The organism is Pectobacterium atrosepticum (assembly GCF_000740965.1).
In the GTDB taxonomy this organism is placed as follows: Bacteria; Pseudomonadota; Gammaproteobacteria; order Enterobacterales; family Enterobacteriaceae; genus Pectobacterium; species Pectobacterium atrosepticum.
In genome coordinates this window covers 915,347-927,620 of record NZ_CP009125.1, presented here as the reverse complement: position 1 = coordinate 927,620, position 12,274 = coordinate 915,347, and the positions used below count along the sequence as shown (strand labels likewise).

Sequence of the window (12,274 nt, the reverse complement as noted above, 5' to 3'; positions counted from 1 at the left end):
CAATCTGAACGTTATGCTGCGTCTTCTAATTCATCTAAATCGCGATCTTTGACTTCCGGCATGCAGATAGCCGCGAATAAACCAATTACGGAATAGACAATCAGCATCACAACAATAGGCCACCAGGAACCGGTCATATTGCAGAAAATACCCGCTAATACCGGACCAAAACCAACGGCAACTAAACCACCGGTTTCTTTGGCAATCGCCATTTGCGTAAAGCGGCTACGTCCGCCGAACATTTCTGCCAGAGTGATATTCTCCAGCGCAAATAATCCCAGTACCGCAAAGTTATGAATAATGATAATGCTGACGATAATGACATTCACGCTATTCTCTTTATCAACGATGAGAGAGAGCATAGGGTAGGCTAACAATATCGCCGAGATATTAAGAATAATATAAGGTATGCGACGACCGACTTTATCCGAGAGCCATCCTAAGAATGGAATGGTGATAAAACCTATAATAGAACTGATCATCAATGCATCTGTCGGAATATACTTCTCGAACAACAGCGTTTGAACCAAATACCCTGCCAGGAAGGTCTGAATTAATCCTGAATTTCCCGCCTGACCGAAACGCAACCCGACTGCCAGCCAAAACGCTTTGCTTTTGAACATCGACAAGATGGATTTTTGCTCGCTTTGCTCAACCACCAGAGCAGATGACGGATCTTCAGTACCGGAGACATCATTGCTGACTTTCTCAAAGACCGGACTTTCCTTCAGGTTCATACGCAGCCAGATCGCGAATATCATCACGACGACGCTGGCCAGGAACGGTACACGCCAGCCCCATGCCAGTAACTCTTCTCTTTCAAGGGTGAAAAACATCACGGCCCAGATAGCCGTAGCGCTGAGCGTGCCGCAGTTGGTGCCCATGGCAACCAGTGAGGAAATAATCCCGCGTTTGCCTTTCGGCGCGTATTCAGCCAGCATGGTGCCTGCACCGGAAATCTCCGCGCCCGCCCCCAGCCCCTGCACGATACGCAAGGTCACCAGCAAGATCGGCGCGAAAATACCAATCTGTGCATAGGTCGGCAGTACGCCGATTAACGTGGTACAGATCCCCATCATGGTGATGGTAATAAAGAGCACTTTCTTTCTGCCGATGGAGTCACCCATACGGCCAAAAATAAAGGCACCAACAATACGAGCAATATAGCCTGCGCCATAGGTGCCCATTGCCAGAATCAGCGCCATCGCCGCTGATTGTTCAGGAAAGAATATTTCATGAAAGACCAGTGCCGCACCGAGCGAATACAGCTGGAAATCCATGAATTCTAATGCCGTACCTAGCCAGCCGGACACCGCCGCTTTGACTAAGTCAGAGGTACTTCTTGCAGGCTTATCTTGTCCAGATGCTATCTTATGCTTATTCATATATATACTCTCGACGTTTTGTAATTATGGTATATCCGTCATACTTCAAGCTGCATGTGCGTTGGTTTCCTCGCTCACCCCAGTCACTTACTTATGTAAGCTCCTGGGGATTCACTGCGTCGCCGCGTTACAAGGCCATAAATGGGCCTTGCCCTAAAGGATCAACGCAGAGCGTTGTTCAAAACGTTAACGTTTTGTCATGCAACTCGAATTATTTAGGGTATAAATAACAGTAAATAAAATTACCGTTCATCATGGTGTCGCAATCCACTCCAGCCCGTTATTTATGGTCTGGAGTGATTAAGAGAGAAATAATTACTTCAAAGGAATCATTATAGTTTTCTGTAATCGATAGTGTGTTTCCCTTTTATATGGACCTTGTTGCTAATACCCGTCATGCTTCATTAAAAGTCAGTAAGACTTTGCAGCAGCGTTTTTGATCTTTTTCAAAGACCTCAATCGCCTGTACCACCTGCTGATAATCAAATCGGTGTGTGATCAGCTTTGCCGGATCGATACGTTTCTCTTTCAGCCACTCAATCACGATAGGGAATTTATTGGCATTCAAACGCGATGAGAAGATGGAGATCTCTTTACTGGTGATTCCCTGCTGGCTGATCTGACAAGGCTCACTGGAAAAACCCATGATGGCGATACGCGCCGCAGGAGAAGCAATCGTAATCGCTTCCTGCAAAATAGACGGATGGCAGGCTGCATCAATAATCAGCGTAGGCTTGATATTCAGCGTCTCCAGCTCATCTTTTAATGACAGCGACGCGTTGTTGATAACCCTGTCCGCCCCGCTACGTAATGCCATCTCCAGACGTTCGGGAATACGATCTACGACGATCACTTCCTTCACTTTGAACACGCCTTTCAGTACCTGAACCGAGGTCAACCCCATCGGCCCTGCGCCATAAATCAGGGCGATATCCTGTTCTGTCGGTTTCACCTGCGCGGTCACGTTGGCGGAAATCGTAAAAGGCTCCACCATCACGGCAAATTCATCGGGAATCTCATCGGGAATGACGTGTGCATTCTTCGCAGATACGGCGGCGTACTCGCTGAATCCGCCGTCACGATGCACACCCAGCACCACTAGCGAGGTACAGACATTCGGCTTGCCGATTGAACACGGGTAGCAGTGGCCGCAACTCACCACCGGATCAACCGAGACGCGTTCGCCCAACCGGGCTGCATCCACACCGTCACCAACCGCCTCAATCACACCGAAAAATTCATGCCCGATAACCCGCGGATACTTAGCGAAAGGGTTATGTCCGCGATAGATATGGCTGTCAGAACCACAGATGCCCGCCAGCTTCACCTTTACTCGAACTTCACCTGCCGCCGGTTGCGGAATACTGCGCTCCTCAATCACCAGCGAATTTGGCTGCTGTATCACAATACTTTTCATGTTTTGGCCTCTTATTACCCGTTCCACTCTTACCAATTCCACAACGTGCCATCTTCCAGACGGGCAACCGGCAAATACGCGGGGTCATAGGGATATTTGGCTGCCAGCTTTTCATCAAACTCAATGCCTAAACCTGGCTTTTCGCCTGGGTGCATATAACCGTTATCGAATGTCCAACTATGTGGGAACACTTCCAGCATTTGCTCCGAGTAACCCATATATTCCTGCACGCCGAAGTTTGGCACCCAGAGGTCAAAATGCAGCGCCGCCGCCATGCAAACAGGCGACAGATCCGACGGGCCGTGCGAACCGGTGCGTACCTGATAGAGCGACGCAAAGTCGGCGATGCGGCGCATGCCGGTAATCCCGCCCGCGTGGGTAATCGTAGTGCGGATGTAGTCGATGAGTTGTTCTTCGATTAGCTGCTTACAATCCCAGATGCTGTTGAAAACTTCTCCCACCGCAATCGGCGTGACGGTGTGCTGACGAATTAGACGGAAGCATTCCTGATTTTCCGCCGGCGTCGGGTCTTCCATCCAGAATAGGCGATAGTCCTCAATGCTTTTACCAAAACGCGCCGCTTCAATCGGCGTCAGGCGGTGGTGCATGTCGTGCAGCATGTGTTCGTTGAAGCCAAATTTGTCGCGCACGGCTTCAAACAGCTTCGGCGTGAAATCGAGGTATTTTTCCGTGGACCACAGTTGCTCTTCCGGCAAGCTGCCTTTCGTCGCTGGCTCATACGCCAGCCCTTTTCCTTTGGCCATGCCGTAGGTGGTTTTCATGCCGGGCACACCGCACTGCACGCGAATCGCTTTATAGCCTAGGTCGCGATGTTTCGCGTAATCATCCAGCACTTCATCAATCGAGTGACCCGTCGTGTGGCAATACACCATCACACCCGTGCGCGATGCACCGCCAAGCAATTGGTAGAGCGGCATGTTGGCTGCTTTAGCCTTGATGTCCCACAGCGCGGTATCGACAGCGGAAATCGCGGACATGGTTACCGGGCCACGACGCCAGTAAGCGCCTTTATAGAAATACTGCCAAATGTCTTCGATCTGGTGCGCATCACGGCCGATAAGCTGCGGACACACATGATCTTTGAGGTAAGAGGCGACCGGCAGCTCACGCCCGTTGAGCGTCGCATCACCAAGGCCGGTTAATCCGCTATCTGTCGTAATCTTCAGGGTGACAAAGTTCCGCCCCGGGCAGGTGACAAACACTTCAGCGCTGACAATCTTCACGTTACTTATCCTTCTGTGCATATAGCTATTCGTTTATGCTGACTACCATACAAGTATATTGATGACGATAATTTGAATCGCCTCACATTTATTCACATTTGCAACATTTACCTAAAACGTGTGAATAGCGGGAAGCGGAAACTGAATGAATCGAGGGAGGGGATAAAATGCGCTACCGAACAGACTCGCTGTAATCTTGCAGAAAATCCAAAAACAGACGCACCATGGGAATGTTCACGCTGCGCTTCAGATAGCTAATGGCGAAAGTCCTTTTTAACTGCTCTTCCAGCGGAATAACCGCGACGTCGTAAGCAGTCAGGCTTTTGGCGACAGACGAACAGAGGAAGACCACGCCGGATAGGTTCATCACCAGATCCATAATGATGTCCATGTTGCTGCATTCACGAAAGTAGCTGGGGTTGATGCCCTGTCTGGTGAAGGATTCAGAAACGGCGGCATGCTCCCCCGTCCCTTTCTGCGGAACGATCAGCTTTTCTTTTACCAGTTGCGGCAGGCTTAGCGTCTTATTGTCAGCCAAGGGATGCGACGTCGCCATCACGGCAACAATGTCATCAATCTGGCAAATAGTGTGATGAAACAAAGGATCGTTCAGGTATTCATCGAAAGGCGTCGAGAAAGACAGGTGGATCTCGCCGTTGCGCACCCTTTCCAGTAAATCGGTACTCACACCGTCAATAAAAGAGATATCAATATTGGGATAGGCTTTCTGAAACAGGTTAAACATATTGTAGTGGGCCAGACGATTAAAAATTGGGATCACCCCAACCAGCAGTGCGCCGTCCGTGCTTTCCTCATAGCTGCTAACGAACTGTTCCAGCTCATAATGTTCTTTAATCATCCCCTGAATTTTGTCAGCAAAGATCTGCCCAAATGGCGTCAGAGAAAACTGCCGAGTGGTTCTGTTAATCAGTTTTCTTTCCGTTTCAATCTCTAGGCGCGCGATCTCCTGTGACAAAAAAGCCTGAGAGATATTCAGCGCTTTCGCCGCCTTGGTGAAACTCCCGACCCGGATGAGTTCCTGATAATAAATCACACGCTTTATGCTAAACATTGTTTTATATTACGCATCAACTGCCTCATTTATATACTCTAAATAATTCGAGTTTCAGGTAGGCGGCAAGTGAAGGAATCCCGATGAGCTTACTCAAGTAAGTGATTCGGGTGACTAAGCGCAGCCAACGCACATGCAACTTGAAGTATGACGAGTATCATCACCTATGATAACAATTATAAGGTTTTGTAAATAATCAAATGTGATTAGATGCACATTTAATTAATGAGGAATAACGTTAATGGTAGATATAGTCAACTTATTATCAATAAGGAAATAATTTATTAGCCAAGACGGACACCCATAACATTAAAGATTTTTTAATATTATTTTTACAAATAATAACATCATCCCTTACAAATCGAAAAAGTTTACAAACCCCTAACAAAAGGACTTAAAACATGAATTATCCGAAAACAACAAAAATAGGATTAGCATCATTGGCAATGATGGGGGCAACAGCAATAAGTGCAGCACAGACTCAGCATGACATTAGCGTAAAGCAGGAAACAACGTCGGTGAAATTAATCTCTGATGTCGTTTATTCTCAGGTATCGGTGCGTGGCTATCCGAATGTTGCATTAAAAATGGATATTCTTCAGCCCGAAGCGAAAACAGCGCTTCCCGTCGTATTATTCATTACCGGTGGCGGATTCGTTAATGCCAATAAAGATAATTATCTGCAACAGCGTCTTAACCTTGCCGAAGCGGGTTATGTGGTTGCCAGTATGGAATATCGTGTCGCCCCTACCGTTCTTTTCCCCGCGCCGCTGGAAGATGTAAAATCCGCTATTCGTTATCTGCGCGCCAATGCGAAAAAATTCGGCATTGACGGCCAACACGCTGCGGTTTTCGGTGCCTCTGCGGGAGGCTATCTGGCAGCATTTGCCGGAGCGACAAATGGCTCAAAAACCTACGATAAAGGCGATAACCTCGACCAAAGCAGTGATGTTCAAGCCGCGATTGATTTTTATGGGCTATCCGACCTGACGCTGGTGGGAGAAGGTTTCCCTGATGATGTCGTCCAGAGGCACGCTTCACCTTCTGCGACAGAAGCTATTTGGGTCAACGGTACCTCTGTATTTAATGAAGGAGGCGCAATCACCCGCTATCCTGAAAAAGCAGCCGCCGCTAACCCTATTAACTTTATCAGCAGTGCAACGCCCCCATTTCTGATCATGCACGGCACGAACGATACGGTGGTTTCTCCACGTCAGACCGAGAGACTGCATCAGGCTCTTAGAGAGAAAAATATCGAATCGACCTATTACAGCGTTAAGGACGCAGAGCACGGCGGGCAACATTGGCTGCAACCGGACATCATGAAAATTACCGTCCGCTTTCTTGATAAACACTTAAAACCCTGATGCCAACCTACCATTAAGATTTTCTATTCTTAATTACTTATGTTACATAAACGTTAGTGCCAAATAAGCACTAACGTTTTTTATTTGTTGCAAAGAAAATACCACCATCAATTTAAACGCCATCATTAGCGGATAAAAAAACGTATAATCTGATATACATCAATTACTCACTATAATCGCAAGCAGAAAGATAAAAAAACAAACCACGACAATGGAAACGCTGCCTCCTAAAAACAACCCTTCTAAGAAATAAATAAACGACCAATTTAATTCCATATATAACAAATCGATGTTTGTTATATAGGTAACTACAAAAAAATAAATGTGACCAAACGCACACTTAGCCTTTTATCGCCATGCTCCAATAAAACCACAATAACAACATGGCCTATTTATTATTTTCATCATAATGATTGACCACTGTTTTTCTATTAGCGTCAAACTGCGAAATATTAACGCTATCGCTGGGTTAATAACATCCATGAAAAATTGGGTGTTCGCGCGGCTATCACCTCAATGTGAAGATTTATGATATGGAAGAATTATCTCGCCGTCGTTTTATTGCCTATATGGGAAGTGCGATTGCCGTTAGTGGAAATATCGGTCTCGTACAAGCTCAAAATGAGCCAGAAAAAACGCAGGGTAAATTAGCCGTTAAATATGGCTTATTACATAACGAAATGCGTTGTATCGGATGCAAAGCCTGTATCAAGGCCTGCAAAGAGACGAATAACGTCCCTGATGGCGTAACCCGGCTGGACATACTGCAAACCGTCGACATTCCCGCCGTCGAGAAAACGCGCGCCATCAAGCAATTTTTCCGTAAGTCCTGCCAGCACTGTGAGAATCCGCCCTGCGTTGCCGTCTGCCCAACGGGGGCGTCCTTTAAAGATGCGCTCACCGGCATTGTTGACGTCAACGATAAACGCTGCGTGGGTTGTCGCTACTGTATTGCCGCGTGCCCTTATCATGTGCGTTTCATCAACCCCGTCACGAAAACAGCAGACAAATGCAATTTTTGTCGGGAAACCAATCTGGCGGCAGGGAAACAGCCCGCCTGCGTCGAAATCTGCCCCACTAAAGCGTTGGTATTTGGCGATCTCAACGACCCTGAAAGCAACATTGCCAAGATGATCGAGAGCAACGCGACCTACCGCTCCAAGGTTTATTTGGGCACCGAACCTCAACTCTATCGTATGCCTGGGAAACGAGGAGTAATCGACAATGCATAACGCCTTCACGTTCGACACGCTGGTCTGGGATTGGCCCATCGCCGTTTATCTTCTTCTGGTTGGTATCTCGTCGGGGATGGTGTCGCTGTCTCTGCTCCTTAGGCACTACGTTCCTACCGAATACCACGGCAGTAATCGCGTTATCAAAGCCACGGCCATCGTGGCACCGCTTGCCGTGATCCTCGGGCTCGTGATTCTGATTTTTCACCTGACTAAGCCGCTGACCTTTTGGTATTTGATGGTCTTTTACAATCCCACCTCCATCATGTCGCTTGGCGTGATGCTCTTTCAGGTGTATTTCGTTGTCATGCTGCTGTGGCTCATCACGCTTTATCATGACGTATGGCTGACTCAGCTTGAGACCGTCTGGCACCGGCCCGCACTGGCTGCACGAGCGCGTAGATTAACCGCAATTATCGTCAAAAACGCCGCGGTGATTGAAAACCTGCTGCTGGTCTTGGCAATCCTACTCGGCTGCTATACCGGCTTTCTGCTGTCCGCGCTGAAATCGTTCCCGCTGCTGAACAATCCCATCTTGCCCGTCCTGTTTTTAGTATCCGGTACGACATCCGGTATTGCCGTCATACTGCTGGCCAGCGCGTGGGGGCGTCATACTTCAGGGAATTCACTCTCCCTGCATTTCATCCATCGTGTAGAAACCCCAGTGGTGTATGCCGAATTGTTCCTGCTGCTGGCGTTTTTTGTCGGGCTGCTGCTTGGCGGCGGGCAAAAAGTTGTCGCCGCCCAGACCGCGCTGTCAGGCTTCTGGGGAAGCGTATTCTGGATTGGCATTATCGGCATCGGCATTGTGATCCCATCCATTGCCAATCGGGTACGCAAACCTTCTGCCCATTCCGGCAAAGGGCAAGTGATTACCTTAGCCGTCATGAGTCTGTTCGGCGTGTTCCTGCTACGACTGTTCGTGCTTTATGCCGGACAAATGACGGTGGCCTAAATGAATACGTCATGGGTCTTATTCTGGATTGCTTCAGCCACCTTTTTCATGCAATCCCTGGATACCACCATGGTGTATATCGCCATTCCCGCTATTGCGCAGTCGCTGCACCAGCCGGTATTGAATATGGAAACGATCGTGATTTCCTACATTGTCACGGTTGTCGCGTTTACGCCGGCTAATAGCTGGCTGGCGGAACGGCTAGGAGATAGAAAAACCTACCAGATAGCGATTGCCATTTTCACGCTCGGCTCGCTGCTGTGTATGACGGCCACCACGCTCGGCAGTTTAAGCCTTTACCGCTTTATTCAAGGCATAGGCGGTGCGCTCATGCTGCCCATCATCAGAACTGTGATATTACGTACCACGCCGCAGAGTCTGAAATTACGCTTTCTTAATCGGGTGACCTTGTTGGGATTACTCGGCCCCCTAATCGGCCCCGTGTTCGGTAATATTCTGGTTAATTTTCTATCCTGGCAGGCTATTTTTTTCGTTAATATCCCGCTGGCTTTACTCTGCTTTTTTCTGGCAACCAAATATATTCCTGTTGCGACGACTAAAGAGTCGTCACGCACGGGTGCCTATGAAGTTGCCTTTCCCATTTTGATGTTATTCCTTGTGGCGTTCATGCTAACCACCGCCACGAGAAATATACTGCCAACGTTCGTCATGTTATTTCTGTCTTGCAGCACATTGGGTTTGGTTTTTCTTTACTACCGACAACATCTCATTGCAGAGACAGCATTATTCCCGCGCGCACTGTTTGGCATCAGAACCTTTTCTGTCGGCGTCATTGGCGGCATCGTGACGCGAACGCTACTGGCATCAATACCCGTTGTGCTCTCACTCATGCTGCAAACGACGCTGGCCTGTAAGCCAGCAGAAACCAGCCTGATTCTGCTGCTCTTTTCCAGTGGTGCGCTGTTGTCAAAGCTGCTGTTTGAGCCGCTGGTCAAGCGTATTGGCTATCGGCGGCTGTTGATGCTGACAACCAGCGTAACGTCGCTATGCGTGCTCGCGTTGAGCGCGGCGGTGCAAGAGAGATCGATGCACCTCATCGGCATTATCGCCATGCTGTTAGGCGTGCTGATTTCGACGTTATATTCAGCTGAAAGTACGCTGGCTTTCAGTAATCTGAATAACAGCACGTATCACAGCGGTAATAACCTTTTGACCATTAGCCAACTACTTTCCGTCATGCTCAGTATGACGCTGACGTTTCCACTATTACGTTTTCTCTCTCAGTTCGAAATCATCTTCAATCTTAACCATTTCAGCCTGTTATTTTTATTACTCGGCATTGGCTTACCGATTTGCTGCCTGATATTCAGGCCTCTCAATAACGACGACGGCTATCACTTGATTCATGGGAGATAGCGTAGTTATTCACCTCATTCAAACCAACGGGACTCTCTTACTTATATGAAAAGTTATATGAAAACATTCTCAGCCATTTTGCCACTTTGCTTTTTATTCGCAGTAGAAACCGCAGTCGCACAAGAAGGGAATTTTAAAGCTGGTACCTATTCTGCCGCCAGACAGGGTATCGGCGGCGATGTCACCGTCACGCTCGATATCGATGCACAGGGGAAAGTCCTCAAATCGACCATTGATGCACCTGAAGAGACACCAGAAGTCGGCGGGGAAGCGGCAATCGAACTCGCAAAAACTATGACCGAAAAGCAGAGCATACAGGTTGATGGCGTGTCGGGTGCCACGATGACCAGTGGTGCAGTGCATGAAGCGGCGGAAGATGCGTACTCGCAGGCTAAAGCGAATTAATCCCGTTGGGTTTTCCACGTGCGACGCTCTCCATGCGCGAAATACGGCAGTGGGAACGCGGCGGTAACACACCGTGTTGTAAAAATATTAATAACATCAAGGAAAACATCATGAAACGCTTCAGAAAAAGTGTACTCGCGACGCTCTGTCTCTCGATGATGAGCTGGTCTACCGCACAGGCAGCGGACGCAGCAAAGCCGGAAATCCCGAAAAGTGCCGACATCGTTATTATCGGTGCAGGCGCGGCTGGTACCTCGGCAACCATGGCCTCCGCAGAAAAAGGGGCGAAAATCGTCTTACTGGAAAAACAGCCGATCGTCGGTGGCACGGGTAACTTTGCCGAAGGCATCTTCGCCGCCAACAGCAGCATGCAGAAACGTCAGGGGATTATAGTGACGCCTGATATGGCGTTTAAAACCATCATGGATTATAGCCACTGGATGGCAAACCCCTTTGTGGTTCGCGCCTTCGTGAATCGCTCAGCGGATACAATTGAGTGGGTGAAATCGAAAGGCATCAAGTTTGAATACATCGGCCCCGGCGGCCCCGGCGGTATGTTGACCTGGCATGTGATCGACGGCCCCGGCCACGGACGCCACCTGATTAAGACATTCCATGAGCAGTTTAAAAGTATGGATGTCACCACGTTGGTGAAAACGGCGGGTAAAGATCTGGTCGTGAAAGACGGCAAAGTCACGGGCGTCATCGCACAAGATAGCGACGGCAACACCTTCCAGATAGACGCCAAGGCCGTCATCATCGCCACTGGCGGCTACGCCAACAATAAAGAGATGCTGCAAAAATATGCCGCCTTCCCCGACACCATTATGGTTGGCAACGTCGGTAAAGACGGCGACGGGATTAATATGGCCTGGAAAGCCGGTGCCAAACCGGACGGCATGGGTCTGCTGCAAGCCTATCGCCCCGGCCTACCAGACTATGCGCCTAACTCTCACCTGCTGGCCGCCGCGCGTCAGCCCTATCTGTGGATTGATCAACACGGCCGCCGCTTTACCGATGAATCTAACGTCATCATCTGGCCACACTCCGGCAACGCGTTGTCAAAAGCGGGCGGCATCATGTACTCCATTTTTGACGAGACATCCCGTAAACATTACGTCGAAGACGGCATTGATGTGCCGATTGGCGAATGGGTTATTGCCAATACCAAGCTGACAAAATTCGATAGCGAATTTACGAAGGAAAGTCAGAAAAATCGCGGCTTCGTCTTCAAATCCGCCACCATTGACGGGCTGGCGAAAGAGATGGGCGTGGATGCCAGCGTGCTGAAGAATACGCTGGAAGAAAACAACAAGTTTGCGACGCAAAAACGGGATGACGTGTTCAACAAAAATATGGATTACCTGCGTCCGATAAAAACCGGCCCGTTCTATGCGGTGAGAATGCAGCCCGCCGCGCTGGGCACATTAGGCGGCGTGAAGATCAACGAAAAAATGCAGGCGATAGATAAATCCGGCGAGGTCATTCCGGGCCTGTACGTCACAGGTAATGATGCCGCTGGCATGTATGGCGACACCTATGACCTGCTGTTAGGCGGCGGCACGTTTGGCTTTGCGCTCAACTCAGGTCGTATTGCGGCAGAAAGCGCCCTTGATTATATGAAGTTCAGCAAGAAATAAGCTCGACTCTACGCCTAATACCGACCGTTTAAGCATCGAGATACACGGGGCGACCACAGGGGTGAGGCGTCCCTGCGGGAACCTCCCCCTGTGTTTCCTCTAACAACGGGCTTAAGCGATCAGCATTATTCCCCTAAGCCAGCCTGTATACCGATGCGGGCTGGCTATCTATTTAAAAGG

General features: G+C 48.9%; 10 protein-coding genes. 6 read left to right on the top strand and 4 right to left on the bottom strand.

The genetic code is table 11. The annotated features are described in order from the left end of the window. Positions 1-11: 11 nt before the first annotated feature. The 4 genes from GZ59_RS04130 to GZ59_RS04115 all read right to left on the bottom strand — a co-directional run bounded on the left by GZ59_RS04130 (position 12) and on the right by GZ59_RS04115 (position 5,118). Positions 12-1,385 (bottom strand): MFS transporter, encoded by a 1,374-nt coding sequence (locus GZ59_RS04130; protein ID WP_011092521.1) that lies wholly within the window; start codon positions 1,383-1,385, stop codon positions 12-14. A 394-nt stretch (positions 1,386-1,779) separates the two neighbouring features. Continuing rightward, positions 1,780-2,802, bottom strand: coding sequence for a Zn-dependent oxidoreductase (locus GZ59_RS04125; protein WP_011092520.1), 1,023 nt, complete (start codon positions 2,800-2,802; stop codon positions 1,780-1,782). 29 nt (positions 2,803-2,831) lie between these two features. Next, complete coding sequence (manD, locus tag GZ59_RS04120; RefSeq protein ID WP_039290354.1) at positions 2,832-4,046, bottom strand: D-mannonate dehydratase ManD; 1,215 nt, start codon at positions 4,044-4,046, stop codon at positions 2,832-2,834. A 172-nt stretch (positions 4,047-4,218) separates the two neighbouring features. Next, complete coding sequence (locus tag GZ59_RS04115; RefSeq protein WP_011092518.1) at positions 4,219-5,118, bottom strand: LysR family transcriptional regulator; 900 nt, start codon at positions 5,116-5,118, stop codon at positions 4,219-4,221. Positions 5,119-5,519: 401 nt separating this feature from the next. On the opposite strand from GZ59_RS04115, the gene GZ59_RS04110 reads away from it, so the two are divergent. The 6 genes from GZ59_RS04110 to GZ59_RS04085 all read left to right on the top strand — a co-directional run bounded on the left by GZ59_RS04110 (position 5,520) and on the right by GZ59_RS04085 (position 12,094). Next, positions 5,520-6,485, top strand: coding sequence for an alpha/beta hydrolase (locus tag GZ59_RS04110; protein WP_011092517.1), 966 nt, complete (start codon positions 5,520-5,522; stop codon positions 6,483-6,485). Between the two features lie 533 nt (positions 6,486-7,018). Then, on the top strand, positions 7,019-7,717 hold the full coding sequence (locus tag GZ59_RS04105; protein ID WP_011092516.1) for a 4Fe-4S dicluster domain-containing protein: 699 nt from the start codon (positions 7,019-7,021) through the stop codon (positions 7,715-7,717). After that, positions 7,710-8,672 (top strand): cytochrome c nitrite reductase subunit NrfD, encoded by a 963-nt coding sequence (nrfD, locus tag GZ59_RS04100; RefSeq protein WP_039290349.1) that lies wholly within the window; start codon positions 7,710-7,712, stop codon positions 8,670-8,672. Before GZ59_RS04105 ends, nrfD begins: the two co-directional genes overlap by 8 nt. Then, positions 8,673-10,049 carry an MFS transporter gene (locus GZ59_RS04095; protein WP_039290346.1) on the top strand — a complete coding sequence of 459 codons (1,377 nt, stop codon included), beginning with the start codon at positions 8,673-8,675 and terminating at the stop codon, positions 10,047-10,049. A 57-nt stretch (positions 10,050-10,106) separates the two neighbouring features. After that, positions 10,107-10,454 (top strand): FMN-binding protein, encoded by a 348-nt coding sequence (locus GZ59_RS04090; RefSeq protein WP_039294719.1) that lies wholly within the window; start codon positions 10,107-10,109, stop codon positions 10,452-10,454. 110 nt (positions 10,455-10,564) lie between these two features. Next, positions 10,565-12,094 carry an FAD-dependent oxidoreductase gene (locus GZ59_RS04085; RefSeq protein WP_039290343.1) on the top strand — a complete coding sequence of 510 codons (1,530 nt, stop codon included), beginning with the start codon at positions 10,565-10,567 and terminating at the stop codon, positions 12,092-12,094. Positions 12,095-12,274 lie beyond the last annotated feature (180 nt).